The organism is Chryseobacterium sp. PET-29, from assembly GCF_025736815.1.
Taxonomy (GTDB): domain Bacteria; phylum Bacteroidota; class Bacteroidia; order Flavobacteriales; family Weeksellaceae; genus Chryseobacterium; species Chryseobacterium nepalense.
The window spans coordinates 2,905,494-2,930,505 of record NZ_CP107053.1; the positions used below are offsets into that span (position 1 = coordinate 2,905,494).

Annotated in this window: 23 protein-coding genes; 16 read left to right on the plus strand and 7 right to left on the minus strand. The window is 36.8% G+C overall.

The features are described from left to right. Positions 1 to 19 precede the first annotated feature (19 nt). From nadC to ODE14_RS13075, 5 genes are all read left to right on the plus strand, one after another. On the plus strand, positions 20 to 880 hold the full coding sequence (gene nadC, locus ODE14_RS13055; protein WP_248389807.1) for a carboxylating nicotinate-nucleotide diphosphorylase: 861 nt from the start codon (positions 20 to 22) through the stop codon (positions 878 to 880). Between the two features lie 231 nt (positions 881 to 1,111). Beyond that, the gene (locus ODE14_RS13060) at positions 1,112 to 3,781 is read left to right on the plus strand and encodes a TonB-dependent receptor domain-containing protein (protein WP_322926612.1); all 2,670 of its coding nucleotides are present in this window, start codon (positions 1,112 to 1,114) and stop codon (positions 3,779 to 3,781) included. 95 nt (positions 3,782 to 3,876) lie between these two features. Further along, positions 3,877 to 4,317: a hypothetical protein gene (locus ODE14_RS13065; protein ID WP_263601747.1), complete on the plus strand. Its 441-nt coding sequence runs from the start codon at positions 3,877 to 3,879 to the stop codon at positions 4,315 to 4,317. A gap of 32 nt (positions 4,318 to 4,349) precedes the next feature. After that, positions 4,350 to 5,342: an aspartate-semialdehyde dehydrogenase gene (locus tag ODE14_RS13070; RefSeq protein ID WP_072883819.1), complete on the plus strand. Its 993-nt coding sequence runs from the start codon at positions 4,350 to 4,352 to the stop codon at positions 5,340 to 5,342. 54 nt (positions 5,343 to 5,396) lie between these two features. Beyond that, positions 5,397 to 6,395 (plus strand): cation diffusion facilitator family transporter, encoded by a 999-nt coding sequence (locus tag ODE14_RS13075; protein ID WP_263601748.1) that lies wholly within the window; start codon positions 5,397 to 5,399, stop codon positions 6,393 to 6,395. 20 nt (positions 6,396 to 6,415) lie between these two features. Here the strand turns inward: ODE14_RS13075 and ODE14_RS13080 are convergent, their stop codons facing one another. The 3 genes from ODE14_RS13080 to xrtF all read right to left on the minus strand — a co-directional run bounded on the left by ODE14_RS13080 (position 6,416) and on the right by xrtF (position 7,948). Beyond that, positions 6,416 to 6,781 carry a helix-turn-helix domain-containing protein gene (locus ODE14_RS13080; protein ID WP_248389792.1) on the minus strand — a complete coding sequence of 122 codons (366 nt, stop codon included), beginning with the start codon at positions 6,779 to 6,781 and terminating at the stop codon, positions 6,416 to 6,418. Between the two features lie 212 nt (positions 6,782 to 6,993). Continuing rightward, positions 6,994 to 7,431, minus strand: coding sequence for an exosortase F system-associated membrane protein (locus ODE14_RS13085; RefSeq protein ID WP_263601749.1), 438 nt, complete (start codon positions 7,429 to 7,431; stop codon positions 6,994 to 6,996). Further along, a complete protein-coding gene (gene xrtF / locus ODE14_RS13090) occupies positions 7,418 to 7,948 on the minus strand; it encodes an exosortase family protein XrtF (RefSeq protein WP_263601750.1) in 531 nt (176 codons plus the stop codon). The genes ODE14_RS13085 and xrtF overlap by 14 nt, the downstream gene beginning before the upstream one ends. 48 nt (positions 7,949 to 7,996) lie before the next feature. Here xrtF and ODE14_RS13095 point away from each other — a divergent pair, with 48 nt between their 5' ends. The 6 genes from ODE14_RS13095 to ODE14_RS13120 all read left to right on the plus strand — a co-directional run bounded on the left by ODE14_RS13095 (position 7,997) and on the right by ODE14_RS13120 (position 12,398). Then, positions 7,997 to 9,013 (plus strand): aminoglycoside phosphotransferase family protein, encoded by a 1,017-nt coding sequence (locus ODE14_RS13095; RefSeq protein ID WP_263601751.1) that lies wholly within the window; start codon positions 7,997 to 7,999, stop codon positions 9,011 to 9,013. Between the two features lie 46 nt (positions 9,014 to 9,059). After that, the gene (locus ODE14_RS13100; protein WP_263601752.1) at positions 9,060 to 9,470 is read left to right on the plus strand and encodes an RNase adapter RapZ; all 411 of its coding nucleotides are present in this window, start codon (positions 9,060 to 9,062) and stop codon (positions 9,468 to 9,470) included. 102 nt (positions 9,471 to 9,572) lie between these two features. Then, entirely contained in the window at positions 9,573 to 10,286 is a 714-nt protein-coding gene (locus ODE14_RS13105) for a nucleotidyltransferase family protein (RefSeq protein ID WP_263601753.1), read from the plus strand. A 6-nt stretch (positions 10,287 to 10,292) separates the two neighbouring features. Next, positions 10,293 to 11,045 carry a TIGR00730 family Rossman fold protein gene (locus ODE14_RS13110; RefSeq protein ID WP_248389775.1) on the plus strand — a complete coding sequence of 251 codons (753 nt, stop codon included), beginning with the start codon at positions 10,293 to 10,295 and terminating at the stop codon, positions 11,043 to 11,045. Positions 11,046 to 11,079: 34 nt separating this feature from the next. Further along, positions 11,080 to 11,574 carry a DUF6702 family protein gene (locus ODE14_RS13115; protein ID WP_248389772.1) on the plus strand — a complete coding sequence of 165 codons (495 nt, stop codon included), beginning with the start codon at positions 11,080 to 11,082 and terminating at the stop codon, positions 11,572 to 11,574. 275 nt (positions 11,575 to 11,849) lie between these two features. Next, positions 11,850 to 12,398, plus strand: coding sequence for an inclusion body family protein (locus tag ODE14_RS13120; protein WP_248389768.1), 549 nt, complete (start codon positions 11,850 to 11,852; stop codon positions 12,396 to 12,398). 94 nt (positions 12,399 to 12,492) lie between these two features. Here ODE14_RS13120 and ODE14_RS13125 read toward each other — a convergent pair whose 3' ends face one another. Together ODE14_RS13125 and ODE14_RS13130 are read right to left on the minus strand one after the other, a co-directional pair. Then, positions 12,493 to 13,890 carry a DUF5689 domain-containing protein gene (locus ODE14_RS13125; protein ID WP_248389766.1) on the minus strand — a complete coding sequence of 466 codons (1,398 nt, stop codon included), beginning with the start codon at positions 13,888 to 13,890 and terminating at the stop codon, positions 12,493 to 12,495. Positions 13,891 to 13,907: 17 nt separating this feature from the next. Next, entirely contained in the window at positions 13,908 to 16,787 is a 2,880-nt protein-coding gene (locus tag ODE14_RS13130; RefSeq protein ID WP_263601754.1) for a carboxypeptidase-like regulatory domain-containing protein, read from the minus strand. 250 nt (positions 16,788 to 17,037) lie between these two features. Here ODE14_RS13130 and ODE14_RS13135 point away from each other — a divergent pair, with 250 nt between their 5' ends. Then, positions 17,038 to 18,228 (plus strand): endonuclease, encoded by a 1,191-nt coding sequence (locus ODE14_RS13135; protein WP_263601755.1) that lies wholly within the window; start codon positions 17,038 to 17,040, stop codon positions 18,226 to 18,228. A gap of 47 nt (positions 18,229 to 18,275) precedes the next feature. Beyond that, positions 18,276 to 18,698: a DUF6146 family protein gene (locus ODE14_RS13140; protein ID WP_248389748.1), complete on the plus strand. Its 423-nt coding sequence runs from the start codon at positions 18,276 to 18,278 to the stop codon at positions 18,696 to 18,698. Positions 18,699 to 18,749: 51 nt separating this feature from the next. On the opposite strand, the gene ODE14_RS13145 is transcribed toward ODE14_RS13140, so the two are convergent. Further along, on the minus strand, positions 18,750 to 19,346 hold the full coding sequence (locus ODE14_RS13145; protein ID WP_248389745.1) for a superoxide dismutase: 597 nt from the start codon (positions 19,344 to 19,346) through the stop codon (positions 18,750 to 18,752). Positions 19,347 to 19,562: 216 nt separating this feature from the next. After that, positions 19,563 to 21,392 (minus strand): transcription termination factor Rho, encoded by a 1,830-nt coding sequence (rho, locus tag ODE14_RS13150; RefSeq protein ID WP_263601756.1) that lies wholly within the window; start codon positions 21,390 to 21,392, stop codon positions 19,563 to 19,565. Between the two features lie 145 nt (positions 21,393 to 21,537). Here rho and ODE14_RS13155 point away from each other — a divergent pair, with 145 nt between their 5' ends. From ODE14_RS13155 to ODE14_RS13165, 3 genes are all read left to right on the plus strand, one after another. Then, positions 21,538 to 21,927 (plus strand): DUF4293 family protein, encoded by a 390-nt coding sequence (locus tag ODE14_RS13155; protein WP_248389740.1) that lies wholly within the window; start codon positions 21,538 to 21,540, stop codon positions 21,925 to 21,927. Positions 21,928 to 22,098: 171 nt separating this feature from the next. Further along, a complete protein-coding gene (locus ODE14_RS13160) occupies positions 22,099 to 23,019 on the plus strand; it encodes a M28 family peptidase (protein WP_263601757.1) in 921 nt (306 codons plus the stop codon). 157 nt (positions 23,020 to 23,176) lie between these two features. After that, on the plus strand, positions 23,177 to 25,006 hold the full coding sequence (locus ODE14_RS13165) for an ABC transporter ATP-binding protein (RefSeq protein ID WP_248389734.1): 1,830 nt from the start codon (positions 23,177 to 23,179) through the stop codon (positions 25,004 to 25,006). The last annotated feature ends 6 nt before the right edge of the window (positions 25,007 to 25,012 follow it).

Consider the following 25,012-nt stretch of genomic DNA (forward strand, 5'->3'; position numbering starts at 1 on the left):
TACTAATAAAATATGAAATATGAAAAAACCACCATACGTTACCGATAAAGCTTTAAAACAGTTTATAAAAAATGCTTTGGAAGAAGATATCCGGGATGGAGACCACTCTACCCTTTCTACGATCCCTAAAGACCTGGAACAAAGTGCCAAACTTCTGGTAAAACAGGATTGTATTATTGCGGGAGTAGAACTGGCAAAAATTATCTTTAAAACTTTTGATAAAAATTTAAAAATTGAAGCTTTTGTGAAAGATGGTGAGGCCGTTAAAATTGGCGATGTCGCTTTCATCGTAACGGGAAGCGCAAGATCTATTCTTTCAACGGAAAGACTGGTTTTAAACTGCATGCAGAGAATGAGCGGAATTGCTACCCTTACACATGACTGGGATTCCCGTCTTGTCGGCACTAAAACCAAGCTTCTGGACACAAGAAAAACAACACCGAATTTCAGGATCTGCGAAAAATGGGCCGTTGCCATAGGTGGCGGGACAAATCACCGCTATGGCCTTTATGATATGATCATGCTGAAGGATAATCATATTGATTATAACGGCAGCATTACCAATGCTGTAAAAATGGCAAAAGATTACATCAAAAAAAATAAGAAAAAACTCAAAATTGAAGTTGAAACCAGAAATCTCGAAGAGGTTCGTGAAGCGATCAACGCAAAAGTTGACAGAATCATGCTTGACAATATGGATATTAAAATGATGAAAGAAGCAGTTAAGATGATCAATGGCTCATGCGAAACCGAAGCGTCAGGCGGAATAACGCGCGATCAGCTGAAAGAAATAGCTTCTACCGGGGTCACCTATATATCTGCAGGAGCCTTAACACACTCTGCCGAGAATATGGATCTTAGCCTTAAAGCTATAAAATAAAGTTGAATTTTTAATAAAAACCACAGCCTTTTGTTAAAAATTCAATAATGTGATTTTTTTCATGTGAAAATCCAATTATTATTCAATGCATTGTAAATCAGAATTATAGAGCTTATTAAGATTGAGTAAAAATTAACATAAAGTTAATATTAGTTAAAATTTATTTCCCGAATTTTGCAGAAAATTTAAATCTAACTATTACTAACGATTATGAAATTAATCAACAAATCAATGCTAACTGCGATAATCACATTATCTACAGCTAGTGTTTATTACGCTCAACAGGTTCAGGATTCTGCATCGAAATCTAAAGACATTGAAGAGGTAGTATTAACAGGTGTTGCCGATATCGCTAAAGATAGAAAGACTCCTGTTGCAGTTTCAACAATCAAAGAAGCACAGATTGTTGAAAGATTAGGAAATCAGGAATTTCCTGAAATCTTAAAAACAACCCCTTCCATTTACGCTGCAAAAGGTGGTGGTGGTTTTGGAGACGGGCGTGTGAACATCAGAGGTTTTGACACCAACAATACAGCCGTTATGATTAATGGGGTACCCGTTAATGATATGGAAGGAGGTACTGTATATTGGTCTAACTGGGCCGGGTTATCCGATGTAACTTCTGCTATGCAGGTACAAAGAGGTCTCGGTTCTTCAAAATTAGCTATTGCTTCTATCGGAGGTACTATTAACATTGTTACAAGAGCTGCGGACAAAAAAAGAGAAGGTAATGTATCAGTGGGCGTAGGTAATAACGGTTATTTAAAAACATTATTTTCATACAATACCGGAAAAAATGAAAAAGGATGGTCTACATCATTCTTAATGAGCAGAACTGCTGGTAATACATATATTGATGCCAGTGAATTTGAAGCATACAATTATTATTTTGCTTTAGGGTATCAGCCAAACAAAAAACACGATTTCCAGTTTACTTTTACAGGTGCTCCTCAATGGCACATGCAAAATTTCCAAAGTTCAATCGCTAACTTTATCAAGTATGGTAATGGAGTTGATGAGCCTAACAGAAGATATAATTCTAACTGGGGGATGCTAAATGGAGATGTAATGTCTCAATCCATCAACTTTTATAGCAAGCCGGTAGCATCTATCAACTGGGATTGGAATATTTCTGAAAAATCAAAATTATCTACAGTAGGATATGCTTCTTGGGGAAGAGGTGGAGGAACCGGTGTTATAGGAAGTATTAACGGAACAAACATCAACAGCTTACCTAAAACTGCAGAGGGACTTATCAGATTTGATGATATCGTGAGATGGAACCAAGGTCAGGCTGTAACAGGATTTGGTAATGTAAACGCTACTCCTGGTATTGCTACAAGAACAAACGGATTAACAAGAAGAGCAAGTATCAACTCACATGACTGGTACGGAATTCTTACCAACTTCCAGCATAAGATCAATGACAACTGGAATTTTTCAGCCGGATTTGACGGAAGATATTACTACGGTTACCACCCGGGAGTTTTAACTGAACTTTGGGGCAACACAAAATATATCGAAAGAGATAACAAAAATATTCCCGGAGGATATGATGTAACGTTTGTACAGGATCCGAAACCTTCTGCAAATCCTTTTGCAAAAGCATTAAAGAATAAAGATCAGGTAGTTTACAGAAACTACAACGGTGAAGTTCTTTGGGGTGGTATTTTCGGTCAGCTTGAATATACGAATGATAAGATTTCAGCATTTATCCAGGGATCTGCTTCAGAACAAGGATACAGCAGAATCGATAACTGGATTGTTGATGGCGTTACTATTCAGCAAGGTCAAACGGTAAACACCAAAACTCCTATGAAATTCTTATTCGGATTCAACGCAAAAGGAGGTATTAACTATAACATTGATGGAAAAAACAACGTTTTTGTAAACGTTGGCTACTATTCTAAGCAGCCAAACTTCAATGCGGTTTATAATTCAGCTCTTGCGGGAGCTACTACTTCAAACCCGGCATTTAATACGGCTGATGGTAGAGCAACAGGAAACCAGCAAATTGTAAATCCATTATTAACCAATGAAAAAATTGCTTCTGCTGAAGCTGGTTATGGGTTCAGAAGTGGTATCTTTAATGGAAATGTAAACCTTTATTATACTTCTTGGAAAGATAGATATCAGAGATTCTCAAATTTACCAAACATTCCAAATCCTGCCGGAGGAAACTATAGCAGGCCATACGCTAACGTAACCGGAATTCAGGAAATTCACATGGGAGTAGAATTTGAAGGAACTTTAAAAGCAACCGATTATCTATCATTTAACGGAATGTTATCTATTGGTGACTGGTATTATAAAGGAAATCCAATCGGAACTATTTTCGATGAGAACGGAACTCCTATTTTATTCAATGGTAAATCTGAAGTAACATTAGCATTTGACGGAGTAAAAGTTTCTGATGCAGCACAAACAACAGCCGCTTTAGGATTTACAGTGAAACCTGTGAAAGAATTAAGTGTATTTGGAACTTGGAACTACTATAACAACTACTATGGTCTGGTAAATTTCAATGGAGACTATTTAGTTGCTGCAGACGGATCTATCTCTAGAAATGCACAAAAAGGAGCATTAAAATATCCAAGCTACAATCTGTTTGATTTAGGTTTGTCTTATACATTCAATGTGGGAAGAGGTCAGAGATTAGTACTTACAGGAAATGTATATAACCTGCTTGATACTACTTATATTTCTGACGGTAAATCATCTAATCATGTAAAAGAGCTGGCTGATTTCAAAACTTCATCGAATACAGATGCACAAGCACAGGCAGCATATAACACATATATCAACAACCCTCTGAACTTCTATAAAGGTTTAGATACAAGCAATACAGTGTATTTTGGTTTTGGTAGAACGTGGTCTGCATCAATTGCTTTCAAATTCTAATCAAATAAAAACATTAGATTTTCTCAATATCAATCCCGGCTTTTCGCCGGGATTTTTGCTATATTTGTGTACTTTAAAAAAGAAAAAATTAGGATATGGATTTTTACAAAATTTTCCTTAGTGCCCATAAAGGCTTTGGGTATTTAGAATTAGTTTTAGTCGCTTTATTTACTGTTGCCCTTTTAACGGTCATGTTTGGGTTCAGCGGTAAAGTGAACAAATTCTTAAAGAAAACAACGCTTTTCACGATGATTTTCTTTCACATTCAGTTTTTAGTGGGAATTTGCTTGCTGCTAATTTTTTCTCCGGGCTTTAAAGCAGCTGTGGATTCAGGAACTTTAATGAGTGATTCTTACGCCAGGTTCCAATATGTAGAACATCCGTTTTCTATGCTGATCGCAGCCGTTTTAATGACAATCGTAAACAAAAAAGTAAAAGCCAACCCTACCATCTCTTTAGGAGTGGTGATTATGGGACTGATCGCAGTAGGTTTATTTGCATTCGCGTTCCCGTGGACAAGAGTCTTCGGGGCATAAAATATATTAACAAACATTTTTTAATTAAATCAATGAAAGTAGCTGTAGTAGGTTCAACAGGAATGGTTGGACAAGTTATGCTTAAAGTTCTCGAGGAGAGAAACTTCCCTGTCACAGAATTAATCCCGGTAGCATCCGAAAAATCTGTTGGTAAGAAGGTGAAGTATAAACAGGAAGAATTTACGATTGTAAGCATGAAAGACGCTATAGCTGCCAAACCTGATATTGCTATTTTTTCTGCCGGAGGTTCTACATCACTTGAGTTTGCACCACTTTTTGCCGAAGCGGGAACAACCGTGATCGACAACTCTTCTGCATGGAGAATGGATCCTGATAAGAAACTTGTCGTTCCGGAAATCAATGCAGATGTGTTGACGAAAGAAGATAAAATCATTGCCAATCCAAACTGTTCTACAATTCAGCTGGTGATGGTTTTAGGGCCTTTAAATAAAAAATATGATCTGAAAAGAGTAATCGTTTCTACATACCAGTCTGTAACCGGTACCGGTAAAGCAGCCGTAGATCAGCTGAACTCTGAGATCAGCGGAGATGAAACCATCGCCAAAGTATATCCTTATCAGATCTTCAAAAATGCTCTTCCTCACTGCGATGTTTTTGCAGATGATGATTATACGAAAGAAGAAATCAAGCTGATGAAAGAACCTAAGAAAATTTTAGGGGACGACACTTTTAACCTTACGGCAACTGCAGTACGTGTTCCCGTTCAGGGAGGACACTCGGAAAGTGTGAACATTGAGTTTGAAAATGAATTTGACCTTGATGAAGTAAGAAAAATCTTATCCGAAACTCCGGGTGTTGTGGTGGTAGACAACGTTAAAAACAACGAATATCCGATGCCTCTTTATTCAGAAGGAAAAGATGAAGTTTTTGTAGGAAGGATAAGACGGGATCTCTCACAGCCCAAGACCCTGAATCTCTGGATTGTGGCAGACAATCTGCGGAAAGGCGCTGCAACCAACGCAGTACAGATCGCAGAATATCTTGCAGCCAACAACTTAGTATAAACTAACAAACATAAAAAGAGTCTCAGAATTGAGATTCTTTTTTTTATCAAACCTATGAACGTTCAGAAAAATAATAATAAAGATAAATTAGCCTTTCAAAAGCTAATTGCCGCTTTTGGAATCATCCTTTTTATAGGAAAGATCATCGCGTGGAAACTTACGGATTCAGATTCTGTATTTTCCGATGCCATGGAAAGTATCGTTAACGTAATCAGTGCGTTCATGGGATTGTACTCCTTATATTTGGCAGCAAAACCTAAGGATGAAGACCATCCCTACGGACATGGAAAAGTAGAGTTTGTAACATCAGGAATAGAAGGTGCCCTGATCGCCATTGCCGGTATGATGATTATCTACGAAGGAATCAACAGCCTTATCACCGGTAAAATACTGCAGAAGCTCGACTGGGGAATTGCCATCATTGCAGCAACAGCTATTATCAATTATCTTTTAGGCTATATTTCTATTAAGAAAGGTAAGCACGAAAATTCGCATGTCCTGATTTCATCCGGAAAACACCTTCAGTCCGACACCATTACCACATTGGGAGTGGTAATCAGTTTAATTGTTGTTTATTTTACCAAAATTTATTGGCTGGATTCGGTTGTAGCGCTACTATTCGGGTTTTATATCATCTATATAGGCTATAAGATCATCCGCAAATCACTTAGCGGAATTATGGATGAACAGGATCCCGATCTGTTGAATCAGATCATTAAAGTACTTGAAGAAAACCGCCGTACGGAATGGATTGATGTTCACAACATGAAAATCCAGCAGTTTGGCGCCAATCTCCATATTGACGCCCATATTACTTTACCCTGGTATTACAGCCTTCGGGATGCACACAATGAAATGGAAAAAATGATCATCCTTCTTGCAAAAAATACCAAAAGAAGTGTAGAGTTCAATTTCCATATGGACGACTGCAAACCCATCTCATGCCCTATTTGCCAGATTGCCGACTGCCCCGTTCGGGAACGGGATTTTGTAAAAAGAGTAACCTGGACCCCGGAAAATGTAACCTGCGTTGATAAACATACGGCAGAATAAAAAATCTCCGTGGCAAAAGCTTACGCTTTTATTCCTAAAGCAGCTTTATAAATTGCAATCTCTTTTTCCATATCTGCTATTCTTTGTTCTTTTTCAGCAAGTTCTTTTACAATCTTAGCATCCTCGTTGAGAGGTAAAGACGGAGGATAGTAATCGGTAAGCGCTGTCAGAAAATCATATCCTATTGCCATACTGAGGTTCCACAGGATACCGAACTGGAGAGAGGGCTGACGGAAATATTTGGCAATGGAAGAAGGAGTGAGTGCCATGCGTCTGGCTACCTCAGCCTGGGTAATTTTCTTTTCCCGCATTACCCTTTTTATTAACTGCCCGATATGAGGATGGGGATGTTGGCTTTTCTGCAGGTACTTTCTGTTAATCATCATAGTATTTTTTTAAGTTATTGTGTTCGTAAATCTACCTAAGATATATATTTCTACGTCTTAGACCTATATTTTTACGTCTTAGATATATCCGTATACATGTTACATATATAAAAATACATCTTAAATATCCAGCTATACGCTTTATATAGTACCATACATGTATTATATATATATTTATACATCTTAGGTATATCTAAATATATCTTAAACGCCTAAGTATTATTTTCAAACGTATACCGGCGATAATAGAACAGAGGAATGATCAGCAATAGAATCAAAGGCTGGATCACAAACCTTCTCATATAAAAAGAAAAGAGGTAACCCACCTCAAACCGGTCAGAAATGCAATACAGGTAGATTGGAAAAGTAATGGCAAAGACAATGACCATTAAAAGAGCTCCCTGTATAGTCCATCGCTTATTGTTGAACCAGAAATGAATGATTAAACAGGAGAAAAAAAGATTCAGAAAAAACCTGAACAGGTGACCGGCCATCAGCTTCCCCCATACAAAATCCGGAAAATGCTGGTTTTTATTTGCTTCATGAAAATAATCAAGAAAAGGATCATAAAAAAGCCTATCCTCGAAAACACGTACGGCAATAAGACCGAAAATGCCTAAAATAACAATAAACCAGCTAAGAATTTTCATTTTTTAAAGCAAAGAATTTTATCCAGACCAGCCACAGAAGCACAACAGTTCCATAGATTACGGCAGGAAAAATAAAATCATGAAAAACTTTACCATACTCCTTATGATCGGTCATTACAATATTTAATCCCACAATTCTGAAAAGGTTCATTATATAAAGTAAAACAAGTCCCGCCAATATAAAAATAAAAGTTTTAAAACCTTTATAAAAGGCTATTACAAATGCAACAAAAAGGATCATTACCGATATCGCATTACATCCTTCCACCATTCGGGTCGGATAAAAATTTCTTACATAAAAATATACCTGCTCTCCCTTTACATCATCATAAAGCTGAGTAGGATACCCAAGATAATTCTGAACATCCTTTACCTGTTCCGTAATGAGACGAGAGAAAGGATCCAGACCTCCATAGCGGAAACTGTTCAGGTAATATTGGTAAGCAAGGAGTAACACCACGTATACAATAACGAAGCGTAACAAAATGTTTAACACCGGTTTAAAATCCTTTAACATGTAACAAAGATAGAAATTAGACTGTAATTTACTATATTTGTTTTGCCTATGAATGTTGAGAACGCAAAACGGTTTTTTGAAAATATTACAGGAAAAAAGTCTTCTGAGTTTATCACGTTAGCTCAAAGCGGCTCTTCGAGAGTAAATTTTTTCGCTAAAGCCGATAGAAAGTTTATAATTACTTACAATGAAAATATTATGGAAAATGAAAGTTTTCTGTATTACTCGAAAATATTTTCTGATTTAAAGCTCAATACACCTGCGATTTTTGCTGTTTCTGAAGACCGAAAAATGTATATCCAGGAATACCTTGGAGAAAATACCCTTTCCGATATTATCACAAAAGAAGGATTATCTGAAAATGTAAAAAACTTAGTTCGGCAGACATTGGAACAGCTTTATCAGCTGCAGATACTCACGCAGGATAAAATCAATTTTACAAAAGCCTTTGAATACGAAAGCTATGATGAACTTCCTGTAATTCATGATCTTTATTATTTTAAAAATTTTGTGGCCGATGTTCTCGAACTGGAATATCACAAATCTGCCTTGCTCAAAGAATTTAAAAAAATAGCTGTATTGATAGAGAATCTTGAGCCCAAGGGCTTGATGATCCGCGATTTTCAGTCCAGAAATATTATGGTAAATGAGCGGAATGTGGTTTCATTCATTGATTATCAATCTGCTATGAAAGGACCTTTCATGTATGATGTAATCTCATTTTTGTTTCAGGCAAAAGCCAATTTTCCGGAAGACTTTAAAAATGAGATGCTTAATTCTTACATCCATCAATTTGAGAGTGAAACTACAAAACAGGATTTAAAACGATCCATAAAACCACTCCAGATGATGCGATTTATGCAGGTACTCGGAGCTTACGGCTTCAGAGGTTTGATCCAAAGAAAATCTCATTTCATTGCAAGCATCGAAAAAGGAATTGAAAATATTACAACATTTGCAGACAGTTGGGAGAATATGAAAGAGTACCCTGAACTTAAAAAAGTGATTGAACAATTACGCTTGCCAAAAACAAGTTTAAAAATTAAGGATATCTTGAACCATTAAAGTTTTTAAGAAGTTAATGGTTAATTAAAATAAATTAAAAAATAAAATGCTACACATTGACATACACAGTTTCTCCTACAAAAAAGGAGGAATTCCGAAAGATACAACAGGTAACGGAGGTGGTTTTACCTTCGACTGCCGTGGTATTCTGAATCCCGGAAGAATTGAAGAATATAAAATCCAGACCGGCAACGATATCGGTGTTCAGGAATTTCTCGAAACAAAAACCGATATGCCTAAATTTTTAGACCTTATCAAGAGTCTTATTTCCATCAACATAGACAATTACCTGGAAAGAGGATTTGAGAACCTGCAGATCAATTTCGGGTGCACCGGAGGACAGCACAGGTCCGTATATTCCGCCATAAAGATAGCTCATTTCATTGAAGAAAAATATGCTGATAAAGTGGAAATAAGCCTGCATCACGATGAGCAGCATCAACTTAATCATAAGTAATGAGTAATGTGCAATAAGTAATATTTTTAAATTCGTTGATATTTTATTATTTATTGTTAACTATTTTATTACTCATTACCAATTACTCATTACTCATAAAATATGAAGGCTCTAATTTTTGCGGCAGGAAAAGGAACCCGGTTGAAACCATTCACTGATCATCATCCGAAAGCATTGGCGAAAGTGAATGATATTCCGCTTTTGGAAAGAAATATTAAATATTTAAAAAATTTCGGGATAAATGATTTCGTCATAAACATTCATCATTTTGGAAATCAAATAATTGATTTTTTAAACCGGAATGACAATTTCGGGTGTAAAATTGAAATTTCAGATGAGTCTGAAGAGTTGCTGGAAACAGGAGGCGGCTTAATTTTTGCTAGAAAATTCCTCGATCATGGGGAAGATTTTCTTATTATGAATGCTGATATTCTTACCGATATGAATATCACACAATTTGTAGAATATCATAAAAAGATAAAAGATTTTGCTACATTAGCCGTTTCGGACAGGGAAAGCTCCAGAAAACTGCTTTTCAATGATGAGATGATTTTAAGAGGCTGGCTTAATGTACAGACCGGTGAGCAAAGGCTTGCAGAATTCAATAAAGGCTTCAGAGCATTGGCTTTTAGCGGAATTCACTGTATTAACCCTCTGATGTTTGACAAAATAAAAAGAACGGGCAAGTTTTCCGTGATGGAAGAATATCTTGACCTTATGCAGATGGAACAAATTCATGGATTTGTACATGAAAGCATATTGATAGATGTAGGAAAGCCGGAATCTATAAAACGAGCCGAAAAATATTTTAAATAAGTTGAAATGGGAATTGAAGGAACCAGAGATGAGAGTTTGGTAAATCCTGAACTTGACAGTAATGACGTAAAACTTCAGAACAGTCTTCGACAGAAAACGTGGGATGAAACCATCACCAAAGACAGCTGGATGGTCTTTAAGGTAATGGCTGAATTTGTTGATGGCTATGAGAAACTGGCCAAAATTGGTCCGTGCGTTTCTATTTTCGGATCGGCAAGATTAAAACCGCAGAGCAAATATTATAAAATGGCGGTGGAAATTGCAGAAAAAATCACAAAGCTAGGTTTCGGAATTATTACCGGTGGCGGACCCGGCATTATGGAAGCAGGAAATAAGGGCGCTTTCAATGTAGAGGGCAAATCTATCGGACTTAATATCGATCTTCCTTTTGAACAGCATTTTAATCCTTATATTAATAAATTATATTCCATGAACTTCGATTATTTCTTTGTGAGAAAAGTGATGTTCGTGAAATATTCACAGGGTTTTGTAGTGATGCCCGGAGGATTCGGCACGCTGGATGAGCTTACGGAAGCATTAACATTGATTCAGACCAATAAGATCGGAAAATTCCCGATTGTTTTGGTGGGATCTGACTTCTGGAGTGGTTTGCTGGACTGGTTTAAAGCCACGTTACTGAAAGAAAAAATGATTAATGAAGCAGATCTTGATCTTTACCGTGTGGTAGATACAGCCGATGAAGCAGTAGCACATATTAAGGCATTTTATGACAAATATTCTGTAAATGTGAACTTTTAATTGGCATATTATTTGTCACTTTTAATAAACAATCATGATTGTAAAGCTATTATCTAAGATGAAAAATTATTTTTATATATCAGGAATATTAACACTTTTTGTGTTAATGAGTTTCATGAATGTAGACTTTTTCTCTTCAATGACAAAAGTGGACTATATCGAGGGAAGCAAAACCTTGAAGTTCACCACAAAAATGAATACAAACCATATTTCAGACGCTATTAAAATAAACCCTAATACGGCAGCATTTGAAGCAGAAGTAAAAAAATATGTAAACAATAATTTTGATGTGTATGTCAATGGCTCTCCTAAAACAATAACGTTCACAGGAAGCCAGGTAAGTGGAGAAACAGTATGGGTATACTTTGAAACGGGGGGCGTTTCAGATATTAATACCTTAAGAATTAAAAATACCATACTCCTCAGTGCTTTTCCTAAGCAGATTAACCTAGTAAATATCGCTTATAAAGGAAATCAGAGGACCATGAATTTCCAGCGGGGAAAAGAAGTGAATGAGGTTTCCTTTTAATTTAAAAACATAATATTAATATGGCCACTGCAGATGCAGTGGCTTTTATTTTTCATTTAATTTTAATTACTTAAAATATCATCATTAAGGGATTTATTGCGTAAAAATACCCATTATGAAATTTCAGCATTTATACTCTATCTTTCTCATTTCCAAACATATAAATTTGCTATGTAATATTACAAAACCAAAGTGGAGATCAGAAACCACTATAAATAACGAGGCGATTTCCGAAAAGCCAAACGAGTAGGAAAACCAAAAACAAAATTAATACAATGGACTTAGAATTAAACTCATCGAGCCAAGAGATTGACATCTTGGTAGTTATTGACACCGACTATGTAAAGTCAAATTACCCCAATCCAAGTCAGGATCCAAATAACCCGACAGGAATTGATCACAACAGTCAGCATATGATTGTATCAAACACAAATGCAATTTCGGGACAGGGTACAGCAGATTTAAATTTCAGTGCAAAGGCAGGAGATGAAGTGTCTTTCAGGAGCACTTCAATATCACAAAATTCAGATGATGCAGTAATTATATACAATATTAAATACTGGTCCGGCGATCAGGTCTTTAACACCTTTGTATATGATGCTGTAACAAGACAACAGGCCGTAGTTCCTAATTATAATTCGGCAAACGGACTGCCCGCAAATACTGCCAATATTACATTCTCAAGCTTCGATTCTAAAGTAAGAAGCACCGGAACTGAGAATTTCTATGTACAATTTGCACTCTATCAACTAGACCCAAATAATAGTAATAATCAGATATTATTTGGTTATTATTACTGGGATCCAACGATTACAGTTAAATAAGTCATATTTGAGATTCTTACAATGAATTTAAAAATTCACTGAAATAAAAAAGACTGTCTTTTGGACAGTCTTTAAATATTTAAATTTTAAAATCTTACTGAACCTGAATATTATCCAGCTGAATGGTCGTAGTGACACCACTTCCGTTTCCTGAATATTCAAATAAGATAAATCCGTTACCTGTTAAAGTAGTTGGGAACGTATAGGTTCCTGCCGGAGCTAATGTTCCGTATCCGCTTGTAGGAAGCACAGGAATGGTAAATGCAGAAGTAATATCTGTTTTGGTAGCCTGTGTAATATCTCCCAGCGGAGTATAGTTGGTAGTGTAATATACTTTTAAAGCATTCCCGTTGAAGAATCCTACGTTGACATCAAACTTTAAATTATTTGCAGCCGTAAAATCAACAGGCACCGCAAAATATGTTACATATGGTCCTGAACCTGAATTTGCACCAAGCTGAATATATTTATTGTTACTGAAAGTTTTCAGCTGCCAGTATCTGTTTCCTAAAACAGGATCGTTTACATATTTAGGATATACTTCAAGATTGGTAGGATTAGTAGGATAGCTTTCAAAATTTTCAAGGAAAGATCCTGAATAGGTGATAGCCGTACCCCCTTTTGGCGGTGTAGCATCTACTCTTGTTCCTGTAAATTTAATATCCGAAATACTTCTGATAAGCATCTGCCAGGTTGAATTATAACGGCTTACGACAAAAGTGATGTTTCCGTTTCCTGTAGGAAGAAGCTCTCCTCCCGTTTTAAAGAAGCCCGAATTTCTGATCACTGCAGAATTTCCTAATTTATCTTCGATGTTTCTGTCTGTATCCAATCCCTGTCCTCCAGCATCATAATCGATATATTTTTTTACAGTAGGATAAATTTCAGCAATATTAAACTGAACATCCGGTACTGTAACCAGAGTGTTGATTAAAGCGGGATTTTTAGCCTCAGCCAAAGAAGAAAGCTGCTTAGGAACAATAGTCTGGATATCCAATCCGTTTCCGTTACAAACTCCTGACATATATCTTCCTACAAGAGCCTGAGGAACTCTTCCGATAGCATAAACAGGATCTTCAGAACCTAATTTAACAGTTCCTCTATCTAAACCAAGACGCAACCCTTTTGCATTAATTCTGATGTGTGCTCCTACCGGAAAATCAGCAAAATTACTTGCCTTATCCACTTCAATCTGCAGACCCACAGTAGGATCTGATGTCTTGTCCTGAAAAGAAATGGTTTTATAGAAATTTCCCTGCTCATCAGATGACACAATATAACCGTCGAAAATTTGATCCGTAGTAATTAATTTATATCCTGTAGAAGGAGTTTGGGCAACGAAGTCAGCCATTGCAATAGTAGGCTCCGGAAACTTATTTGAACACTCGATAGGTGGTGTTTCCCACTCGTCGTTCTTCACGCAAGAGGACACTGCAGACAATACTCCTACTGTCAGAAATGCCGTTTTTAAAAAATTAGTGATATTATTCATAATTGTTTTATTTTTTATTAGAATCTGAATTGTAAGTTAACAAAATAGGAACGTCCCTGATTGTACCAGTATTTTGGTCCGAAAGAAGGCGTCGGGCTAAGATAATCTGTGGCAAAATCAACAGCTTTAGTTTCTCTTGTCTGCTCAAAGCCTCCAGTGATGTATTTTTTATTATCTAAAATATTATTAACAGATGCTGTGATTAAAAGATAATACTTTCCGAAAACGAAAGATTTTCCGACATTGGCATTTAAGAAAAATGCGGAAGGAAGTTTTACCGGTTTCAGCAAATCTCTTACATCATCATTCGTAAGACCGAGATATGGAGTACTTGAATAAGCATTCTGAATAAAATTATTTGTTCTTAATGCCGGAGCCGGATCCAGGTAATTATCATCCAGATAATTCCAGTTGGCACCTACCCACCAATATTTCGGGCTATTATAACGGAAGCCTAAAGAGAAAGCCTGCTGAGGAGTACCTCCCTGCTTGTAGTTTTTAATGTAAGCTTTCCCGAATGAAGTAACACTGCTTCCAGAAGCATCGGAAACAAGATATACATCCGGATTGTTTCTGTATACAAACTGTCCGTAGCTGGCCAGACCCTGCAAGGATAATGTTGGTAATACTTTAACATCAACACCCAATTCGGCACCCATGTTTCTTTTCTCAACATTAGACATTACCTGCGTTACAAAAGCACTCTGAACCTGAGAAACGGTTCCGTCCGGATTCGTGTTATTCAGCTGAATACCATCAGCAAAAAATCGCTGTACATTCGTCTCATTTTGGGTATCAACCAAATAAGCTGTAGCTCTTACTTTCACAAAAGGGGTACTTACCACATAGCTTAAATCATTTGCCGTATACACCGTACTTCTGATGGTAGGATTTACCAGAGCATTAATTCTCGGATTAATAAACAAATCTTCAAGGAACGGCGCCTGATTGAACATTGCTCCGTTATACACCAGGAAGTTTCTACCATTGATTCGGTAAACAACCTGTCCTTTCAGACCAAAATTCCAGAAGTTATAATCTTTACTTTTCCCGTAAGAATTTTCATATAAATAATGTTTGAACAATCCTTCTCTGCTTGAAGAAGAGTAACCCGCCAACGCAGAAACGAAAACATCAAAATTCCCAGTTGAAAATTTCAGACCCGGATTTACTTTTGCTTCCTGTCTTCTGAGAATATAGTTGTACATCATACGATCTCCCACCTTTACTTCAACATTGGAGTCCAGGGTATTGTAGAATCCGGTAGATCCAGGTTTTGTGGTTTCTTTGAAAGGGTCTACATTGATCGCATAATCTCCGCCCAAAAGATCTTTCATTTCACGGTAAAGCTCAGATCGGTAATTCTGATAAGAAACGTTTAAAATAAACTTGGTACGATCATTAAAATTATAAGTATAATGCGTTCCTGCATTAAATATTTTATCGTCGCTTACATCATCAACCAGATATATTTTCGAGCGTTTTCCGTTTAATCCGTAAAGTCGGGACATTTCAGCCTGATCTACAACATCAGTCTTCATATTGTTTCTGTAAATTCTGTCCCAGTTAATCTGCGTAACTTCCGGATCTCCGTTTGCCCAGCTGTTTAAGCTTGTATTATATCCATCAATTAAAGATGTAAATTGAGCAGGTGTGAATTGCGGATTATTTGTTGCGTTATAAATAATGCTGTTGAGATAATAACTCGGTAAATTCCTGTAGTACGTAGGAGACGGATTGGTTACACCATTCCAGTCTAATCGGGAACCCCTGTCTTTACCAAGCTGATAAGAAACAGTAGTCCAGAGATTTGAGTTTTTATTGATCTTCCAGAAATCCTGTACCTGAAAGATCGGCTGGAAGCCTTTTCTTACTCTTTCACTTCTCTTTTCTCCATCCTGCCATCCCCAGTAAGAATTGTAGTGCACACCTCTGTAGTCATACACTTCCTGAGTACTCGGACTAGCAGTAGATCTTCTGTATGGAGAACCGATGAAATTGAAAGTCATCGTATGTTTATCACTGAATCTTTTTTCAACACCAAGATAGGTTCCGTAGGCATCATAGAACGTTCCTTCCTGAATTCCTTCTTCAGCCCATCTTCTTGCGCCCATCAAAGTGAACGCCCAACCGCTCTTGCTCATTCCTGAGCTGTATCGCAGGGAAGTTCTGTTTCTGTAGTTTCTGTTGGTTAACGATTGAGTAAACTGAAACCCTTTTCTGTATTCACTGGCTTTCGTATTTTTATAAATAACCCCACTATTGCCACCGAATGCATATTCTGACGGAGAATGGTTGGTTGCGATTTCGGGATATCGGGTGATTTCATTAAGTCCGCCCCAGTTACTGAAGTCCACATTACCATTATCTGATTTTACCATGGACACGCCATTCATCATTGTTTCACCTGTTCTGCCATCAATACCTCTCGGACGGAACCAGTAAAACCCTAAATCAAACGCCGCAATCCTGTTGAATACATCCTGTGAAGACTGCAGCAAGCCTACTGTAGAAACCTGATTGCTGTTTTCATCGCTCTCGTCATCACTGTCAATGATTGCTAAACCCTGATCCGCGTTTGTTAGCGTAGAATAAAGGGTAATTACTCCTAAATCCTTTTTCTTCTCATTGTCCATTACATCAAACTCCATTACTTTGGTTTCATAATTCGGTTTGGTAATTACAATCTGGTAATGTCCCGGCATAATGTCTACAAACTGGAAATATCCTATTTTGTCCGCCGTTACATCATTGTCCTTCCCTTTTAGATCTACTTCTGCCCTTTCAACAGGCTTTCCATCAGCATCTTTCAGATACGCAGAAACAGTGGTCTGCGCAAAATAATATGAAGCTGGAAGCAGAGTAAATAAAGAGACTAATGATAGTTTTTTAATCATGAGTATATTTATTTTTAAATACTTTTCTTGTTAATTCTCAACAGTTTAAAAGTTGGGGAGGCAAATTTAGTCAAAATTTATAATCTACAATGTTTTTCAGGTTATTTTTTCTTAACATTGCAAACTTTTAAGAATCATTATAAGTAAAAATGCAACCTTCACATTTTAAATTTACAAATATTTAAAATGCCATCAATTAAAAAAAAGTAAATTTGCAGATTAAATTAATATTAATAATAACTCTAAGATAATGAAGAGATTTTCGAGTTTCCTGGCCATCTTTCTATCAGTGATGGCATTCTCTCAGCAACAGGGAAAACTGAGAAAGGTAGCAACAGTAGGATTTCTGAATGTAGAAAACCTTTGGGACACTATACGTTCGGCAGATTATATCGACGGAACAAAAGACATCAAGAATCCGGCGTTCCACAGAAGTATTCCGATGGATTCCATCAAATTTTTAGAAGCCGAAAAATATGACGGCGTATGGAGTGACGGTGCATTAGCGGGTAAAAAAGCAGTAAGATACCAAAGCGGCTCTGAAGAATTTACGCCACAAAGCCCCAAAAATTACAACACCAAAATTTATAAGGCAAAACTTGCCAACGAAGCAAAGGTGATCTCAGAAATGGGTGCTCAATATACAAAGACTGCTCCCGCGGTAGTCGGACTTATTGAGGTTGAAAACAGGCAGGTGATTGAAGATCTTATAAAAGAACCAGCCTTAAAGAAATACGATTACGGCATCATCCATTATAATTCCTATGATTACAGAGGAATCGACGTCGCGCTTATTTATCAGAAGAGAAGATTTACGCCCACCAATTCATTGAAAAAAGAATTGAAAATCTTCGGTGACAACGGAAAAAGGGAATATACAAGAGATATCCTTGTGGTTACCGGTTTCCTTGACAACGAAAAGGTGGCATTTTTCATGAACCACTGGCCTTCCAGAAGGGGAGGCGAAGCAGCTTCACTTCCTAAAAGGAATGCCGCAGCAGCTTTATTGAAACAGCAAATGGACAGTGTAAGAGCTGCGGATCCATCTACAAAACTTTTTGCGATGGGTGACTTTAACGATGATCCGGTAAGTTCAAGCCTAAAGAATTATCTGAAAGCTCAGCCAAGCCCGAAAGATCTTAGTGAAACCACACCGTATCTTAATTTAATGTATCCTTTGTACAAAAAAGGAGTTGCTTCTTTGGCTTATCAGGATGCTCCCAATTTATTTGACCAGATTATTGTTTCTAAAAATGTAATCTCAGATCAGGTGACAAAAGAATATTCGGTTTATAAGGCAGAAATTTTCGCGCCTCCTTATCTGGTGAACAAAGAAGGAAACTATAAAGGATATCCCTTCAGGTCCTGGAATGGCGATCAGTTTACAGGAGGATACAGTGACCACTTTCCGGCATTTGTAGTTCTCCAGAAAGAACCATAAATCTAGAGCACTCATTTCGAGTGCTTTTTTTATGTACCTTTATCTGTATGAAAAATTTAGTATTCCTAATAATCATTATTCTTTTACCATTTAATTGTCTGGCTCAGGATAAGTCTAAAAAAGATAAAGAGAAATCCGAAATGAAACCATCTAAAAATGACGATGGCGAATGGGATCTCACAGTAATTGACACCCAGTTTGATTATTTCATGAGTGCCGTTGCAAAACCTATCAGTCAATATTCTGAATCTTACCTCAAAACGAAGAATACAATTTTAGTAAACGAATGGAATTCTTATTATTTTTCAGGCCGATACAGAAACATTATAGAATCTTCTATAGATTATGATCCTAAGGAAAATTACGGGATAAAATTTGAATATAAATTATATCAGGTTTTTGCATATGTTAATTGGAAATATGGATTGAGGATGAGCGGACTCTCGGGAAGTGATACTACTAGATATTAAAAAAGGTTCAGAATTGCTCTGAACCTTTTCTTTTTTTATGAATAGTTTTAATTATTTGTTGAATAATTCCTCCACTTTATCCCAGTTTACTACATCGAAAAATGCAGCTACATAGTCTGGTCTTCTATTCTGATAGTTTAAGTAATAAGCATGCTCCCAAACATCAAGACCTAACACCGGAGTTCCTTTTACATCCGCAACAGGCATTAAAGGATTATCCTGGTTTGGGGTTGAGGTTACAGAAACAGAACCGTCAGCATTTTTTACTAACCAAGCCCATCCTGAACCGAATCTTGTTTTAGCAGCATCAGAGAAATCAGTTTTGAATTTCTCAAAACCACCATATGTTTCAATAGCAGCTTTTACATTTCCTACCGGTTCTTTGCTTCCTCCCGGAGTTAAAATTTCCCAGAATAAAGTATGATTGAAATGTCCTCCTCCGTTATTTCTTACAGCCGGCTTATCAGTTCCTGTCTGGCAGATTTCTTCGATTGATTTTCCTTCAAGATCAGTTCCTTTAATTGCATTATTCAGATTATCGATATATGCCTGATGATGCTTGGTATGGTGGATTTCCATTGTTTTTGCATCAATTGTCGGCTCCAATGCGTCGTAAGCATATCCTAGTTTTGGTAATTCAAATGACATAATTTTATTTTTAATGTTATTAACCCAAATTTAACCATAAATAAGCCTACATTCAAAAAACAGGCATTACTTTAATAAATCTTTAACATTGATATATTGATTAGAATGAATTGCAATAGTAAAAAGTTAGAAGTTAGAAGTTTAATAAAATGATTAAAAACAAAAAAGCACGAATCAAGTGATCCGTGCTTCTATTTAACAAAATAAATTAATTTATTATTTATTCATGGACATCAGGAATTCTTCATTATTAAGAGTTCCTTTGATATTTTTATCAACAAATTCCATCGCTTCTATAGGATTCATTTCAGAAAGATACTTTCTTAAAATCCACATTCTCTGCGAGGTTACCTCATCAAGAAGTAAATCATCTCTACGGGTGCTTGATGCTACAAGATCAATAGCAGGATAAATTCTTCTGTTGGCAATTTTTCTGTCCAGCTGAAGTTCCATATTTCCTGTTCCTTTGAATTCTTCAAAGATCACTTCATCCATTTTAGACCCTGTATCAATAAGTGCCGTTGCAATAATCGTTAAAGATCCTCCGCCTTCAATTTTTCTTGCCGCTCCGAAAAATCTTTTCGGTCTGTGCAGCGCATTGGCATCCACCCCTCCGGAAAGCACTTTTCCTGAAGCCGGTGTTACCGTATTGTATGCTCTTGCCAATCTTGTAATGGAGTCTAACAGAATCACAACATCATGACCACATTCTACCATTCTCTGAGCTTTTGCCAGAACAAGGTTGGCTACTTTCACGTGCTTTTCTGCCGCTTCATCAAAGGTTGAAGCAATAACTTCCGCATTGACACTTCTTTCCATATCGGTTACCTCTTCAGGCCTTTCGTCAATAAGAAGTACCATCATGTAAACTTCAGGATGGTTTGCCGCAATAGAGTTGGCGATATCTTTCAGAAGCATTGTTTTACCGGTCTTCGGCTGGGCAACAATCATGGCTCTTTGTCCTTTCCCGATAGGCGCAAACAAATCGACAACTCTTGTAGAAATTGTAGATCCTTTTCCTGCCAGATTAAATTTTTCTTCTGGGAAAAGCGGAGTTAAATATTCAAAAGCAACACGGTCTTTAATGAACGCCAAATCACGTCCGTTAACTTCCGTTGGTCTTAATAAAGAAAAATATTTTTCGCCTTCTTTAGGTAATCTTACGATGCCTTTTACAGTATCTCCTGTTTTTAATCCGAAATTCCTAATCTGGGCAGTAGAAACATACACATCATCCGGCGAAGAAATATAGCTAAAATCTGATGAACGAAGGAAGCCGTAATTATCCGGTAAAATTTCCAGTACCCCTTCAATACTTACCATACCATCGAAACTGAACTCCTTTTTTTGTTCCGGGTGTTCATCATTCCTTTCAGAATGCTGCTGCTGTTGCTGCTGTTGCTTATTCTGATTATGGTATTGATTATGGTTCTGGTTTTGGTTTTTATTCTGATTTCCGTTATTGTGCGGATTGTTGTTGTGTTGTCCTTTTTGGGATCTGGCCTGAGTTTGAGGGTTGTTTGGCCTTTCTTCTGCCGGAGCAGGTTCTGGAGATTCTGTGTTTTTGTGGGCTTCCGGTTTTTCCTGTGGTGTTTCTGTAACAGGTGCATTTGGTGTGGAAACTCTTTTCCTTTTTTTCTTTGCAGCCGGTGCTGAAGTATCTTCTGTTATTTCTGCCGGTTCTGCTTTTACCTCTTCCTGGATAGGCTCCTGTAAAGGTTTCTCTTCTGTTTCTGTTTTTTCTTCAGCCTTTGGGGCTTCTTCGGCTTTAGCCTCTGTTTTAGGCTTGGCTGCTGTTTTTTTCGGAGCAGCTTTTCTGGCAGGAGCTTTAGCAGGTTTTTCCGTGGCTTTCTCTTCAGCAGTTATACTGCTTTCTGTGGCGTTGAAATATTCTTTTGCCACTTTGGGATTCGATGCCTGAAAGTCAAGAATTGCAAAGATTTTGTCATTGTCAGTGCTGTTTCTTGCAACTTTAACGCCCAAATCCTTTAAGATTTTAGTCAGCTCCGTTACGGATTTTGACCTTAACGTTTCAATGTTAAACATATTTAATGTAAAAAATGTAATTAATTGTGAGTAAGAAAAGTAAGTCCGGTGACTTTGGTTTTCAAGTACATTTGTATAATGCAAATCTACACTTATTTTTGAATTGTGCAAAATTTATGCTATTTTTGCAAGCAATTTAATTATAATGATACAAAGGATACAGACAATATGGACATTCCTGGCAGTTTTAGCCGCTGTGTTCCTGTTCATTACAGGTCAGGATGTAATCATTTCAGAGAGTCTGCCTGTGCTGGATACAGCGTGTGTAGTCCTTGTTTTGACTGGATTATTAAGTGTATTCAGTTATAAAAACAGAAAAAGACAAATTTTGCTGAATAACATCAGCATCATTATAAACGCTTTGTTGGTTGGTGTATTGATTTACTGGTTACTCAACTTATCCGGAGGAATTCAGTTTCCTGAGAAGGGTATTGAGCCAATATTTCCATTAATTGCGATTATATGTTTGTTTATTGCAAACCTATATATCAAAAAAGATGAAAGGCTCGTAAAATCTGTAGACAGACTTCGATAACCGTACAACGATTTTTTGAGTGAGAACAGCTTCTTTTACAGGAGCTGTTTTTTTTTATTTAATTGTCCCTTGTACACAGATTTATTTTTTCGGCTTTTCAATGCAAATAATGCATAGTGATGTGCAACATTTTTATTTAAATTGCGACAGATTATCTATAAATTGTATTACATGAAAAAACTCACTTACCTTACCTTTTCACTTTTCTCGGTATTTTCGTTCGCTCAGGAAGTTTCTAAAGAAAGGATTCAGACCGTCCTTTCAACGCTGGCTTCAGACGAAATGAAAGGACGCGAAATCGGAACCCAGGAAAATGAAAATGCAGCCAATTATATTGCAAAGCTTTTTAAAGAAAACAATCTGGAGTACTGCACGGGAAATTCTTACCTTGTACCTTTCAACTACAAAGGCAAAACGGTGTATAATGTTTGCGGGATTAAAAAAGGTAAAACAGATAAATATTTAGGCTTTTCCGGGCACTTTGATCACATCGGAACCAGTAATAATTCCAAAGACAATATTTATAACGGAGCCGATGATGATGCTAGCGGAATCACAACACTTGTAGGAATTGCAGACTATTTTAAGAATAAAGACCCGAAATTCTCCATGGTTTTCATGGCCTTTAACGGTGAAGAGAAAGGAATGCTGGGATCAAAAGCTATTTCAACCGATAAAAATCTGGATAAAATTTATAATAACCTGACAGCTCTTTTCAATTTTGAAATGGTGGCAACAGAATCCGCATTCGGGAAAAATGCACTTTTCATGACCGGTGATGAATTTTCTGATCTGGATGAGCTTTTCAATGAAAACGCAGCAAACGGACTCAAAATTAATCCGGATCCTTACGCTGCACAGCAGCTGTTTTACCGTTCGGATAATGTAAGTTTTGTGAAAAAGAAGATCATTGCCCATTCTTTTTCCACTGTGGATATGACAAAAGCCAGCCATTACCACAACGAAAGCGACGATATCAGTGTTGTAGATTTTGATAACCTCACTGAGATCATCAATAATTTGGGAAAAACGCTTGAAAAATTATCCCCAGACAATTTCAGTCCGAAATACAATAATTCTGTACGGTTTTAATCTTTCAGAAGCCACAGAGAAATCTGTGGTTTTTTATTTTTCATAAAATATTTGTAACAAAACCAGAGCCAGCAAAACATATTAGAGAAAGTAAAAGGTCTTTAAAAACGTCTTATCATTTAAATTTCCTTATTTTTGTAAATTAATCTAAAATTTAATGAGTTATTATAAACGAGCGATAGATAACATACTTCCCTATAAAAAATCAATTGCAGCCGGAATTTTCTTTAATATTTTATACGCACTGTTCAATATTATTGCCATGCTTTTCTTCATGCCGGTGCTGAATATCCTTTTTGATAAAGAAACAGAAAAGATTAACAGACAACCTACTTATGAAGGAATTTCAAAGGCAGGAACATTTTTAAAAGAAAGCTTCAATTACCAGATCCAGCAGGTGCAGATTGAGAAAGGACCGGAATACATCCTTCTTATCACTTGTATTCTGTTTATCACCATGTTTTTCCTGAGAAATATTTTCAGTTACCTATCGGAGTTTTACCTCACATTTTCACGAACCGGAGTTTCCAGAGATTTCAGAATAAAACTGCATGATAAAATTTTAGATTTACCGGTATCGTTTTTTACAAATTCCAGAAAAGGCGATGTCTTTGCCAGGATAACTTCTGATGTAAGTGAAGTAGAAGGCAATATTCTGAACAGTTTAATTGACCTTATCCGTTCTCCTATCGTAATCATCATTACCATGGGGTATCTTTTGTATTCTAATTTTGAGCTTACTATTTTTACACTTGTGGTTTTCCCGATTATGGGGACGCTAATTTCAATGATTGGAAAAAGCCTGAAAAAAGATACCGGAGAAGCCCAAAACGAATTGGGAAAAATGTATTCTTTTGTTGATGAGACACTGGTAGGACTGAAGATTATTAAAATCTTTGATGCTTCACCACAGATTAAGAAAAGATTTGATGACGTTCTCAATAATATAAGAAGACTCTCCTTAAAACTTTTTAAAAAGAAAGCGCTCGCTTCGCCGGTGAGTGAACTTCTGGGCGCTATTACTATTGGTATGATCGTTTACTTCGGAGGAAGGCTTGCCATTCAGGGAAAAGGATTATCCGGAAGTGAATTCATTACTTACATTGCTTTATTTTACACGATTCTTCAGCCTTTGAAAGCTTTATCTTCAGCGATCTCCAATATTCAGAAAGGAGAAGTTTCTGCCAAAAGAATTTTTGAAATTCTGGATGCGGACTATCATATCAAAGAACTGAATCACGCTAAAGAAATTAAAGATTTTGAAAGAAATGTAGAATTCAGAAATATTACATTCGGATATGAAGACCGTGAAGTCCTAAAGGATTTTTCATTATCCATTCCGAAAGGTAAAACGATAGCGTTGGTAGGACAGAGCGGCAGTGGAAAAAGTACACTGGCAAATCTGATAACCCGTTTCTATGATGTTAATGAAGGTGAAGTTCTTATTGACGGAGAAAACATCATCAATATAAAATTATCCAGTTACAGAAAATTATTCGGGCTTGTAACACAGGACAATATATTATTCAACGATTCTATACGCAACAATATTTCTCTGGGTAAGCCTGATGCTACTCTAGAGGAAATTCAGGCGGCAGCAAAAATTGCCAATGCCCATGATTTTATCATGGATCTTCCCAAGCAATACGACACCAGCATTGGTGAAGCGGGAGGAAAACTTTCAGGAGGACAGAAACAGAGGATTTCTATTGCCCGGGCGGTACTGAAAAATCCACCGATTATGATTCTTGATGAAGCAACTTCCGCGCTGGATACAGAATCTGAAAGATTTGTGCAGGATGCTCTGGAAAAAATGATGCAAAACAGGACTTCTCTTGTCATTGCCCACCGTCTTTCAACTATTCAGAAAGCCGACTGGATTGTAGTGATGGAAAAAGGAAAGATTATAGAACAAGGCACACACCATGATCTTATCGCAAAGAAAGGAATGTATAACAAGCTGGTGGAGCTGCAAAACTTCGATTAAATTTAA

Bases quoted from the DNA above. Each gene is read 5' to 3' on its own strand.
- rho (WP_263601756.1), bottom strand. From the start codon at position 21,392: ATGTTTAACATTGAAACGTTAAGGTCAAAATCCGTAACGGAGCTGACT.
- ODE14_RS13155 (WP_248389740.1), top strand. From the start codon at position 21,538: ATGATACAAAGGATACAGACAATATGGACATTCCTGGCAGTTTTAGCC.
- ODE14_RS13060 (WP_322926612.1), top strand. From the start codon at position 1,112: ATGCTAACTGCGATAATCACATTATCTACAGCTAGTGTTTATTACGCT.
- ODE14_RS13065 (WP_263601747.1), top strand. From the start codon at position 3,877: ATGGATTTTTACAAAATTTTCCTTAGTGCCCATAAAGGCTTTGGGTAT.
- ODE14_RS13140 (WP_248389748.1), top strand. From the start codon at position 18,276: ATGAAAAATTTAGTATTCCTAATAATCATTATTCTTTTACCATTTAAT.
- ODE14_RS13130 (WP_263601754.1), bottom strand. From the start codon at position 16,787: ATGATTAAAAAACTATCATTAGTCTCTTTATTTACTCTGCTTCCAGCT.
- ODE14_RS13120 (WP_248389768.1), top strand. From the start codon at position 11,850: ATGGACTTAGAATTAAACTCATCGAGCCAAGAGATTGACATCTTGGTA.
- ODE14_RS13145 (WP_248389745.1), bottom strand. From the start codon at position 19,346: ATGTCATTTGAATTACCAAAACTAGGATATGCTTACGACGCATTGGAG.
- ODE14_RS13070 (WP_072883819.1), top strand. From the start codon at position 4,350: ATGAAAGTAGCTGTAGTAGGTTCAACAGGAATGGTTGGACAAGTTATG.
- ODE14_RS13075 (WP_263601748.1), top strand. From the start codon at position 5,397: ATGAACGTTCAGAAAAATAATAATAAAGATAAATTAGCCTTTCAAAAG.
- ODE14_RS13125 (WP_248389766.1), bottom strand. From the start codon at position 13,890: ATGAATAATATCACTAATTTTTTAAAAACGGCATTTCTGACAGTAGGA.
- ODE14_RS13115 (WP_248389772.1), top strand. From the start codon at position 11,080: ATGATTGTAAAGCTATTATCTAAGATGAAAAATTATTTTTATATATCA.
- ODE14_RS13095 (WP_263601751.1), top strand. From the start codon at position 7,997: ATGAATGTTGAGAACGCAAAACGGTTTTTTGAAAATATTACAGGAAAA.
- ODE14_RS13080 (WP_248389792.1), bottom strand. From the start codon at position 6,781: ATGATGATTAACAGAAAGTACCTGCAGAAAAGCCAACATCCCCATCCT.
- ODE14_RS13110 (WP_248389775.1), top strand. From the start codon at position 10,293: ATGGGAATTGAAGGAACCAGAGATGAGAGTTTGGTAAATCCTGAACTT.
- xrtF (WP_263601750.1), bottom strand. From the start codon at position 7,948: ATGTTAAAGGATTTTAAACCGGTGTTAAACATTTTGTTACGCTTCGTT.
- ODE14_RS13105 (WP_263601753.1), top strand. From the start codon at position 9,573: ATGAAGGCTCTAATTTTTGCGGCAGGAAAAGGAACCCGGTTGAAACCA.
- ODE14_RS13135 (WP_263601755.1), top strand. From the start codon at position 17,038: ATGAAGAGATTTTCGAGTTTCCTGGCCATCTTTCTATCAGTGATGGCA.
- ODE14_RS13085 (WP_263601749.1), bottom strand. From the start codon at position 7,431: ATGAAAATTCTTAGCTGGTTTATTGTTATTTTAGGCATTTTCGGTCTT.
- ODE14_RS13165 (WP_248389734.1), top strand. From the start codon at position 23,177: ATGAGTTATTATAAACGAGCGATAGATAACATACTTCCCTATAAAAAA.
- ODE14_RS13160 (WP_263601757.1), top strand. From the start codon at position 22,099: ATGAAAAAACTCACTTACCTTACCTTTTCACTTTTCTCGGTATTTTCG.
- ODE14_RS13100 (WP_263601752.1), top strand. From the start codon at position 9,060: ATGCTACACATTGACATACACAGTTTCTCCTACAAAAAAGGAGGAATT.
- nadC (WP_248389807.1), top strand. From the start codon at position 20: ATGAAAAAACCACCATACGTTACCGATAAAGCTTTAAAACAGTTTATA.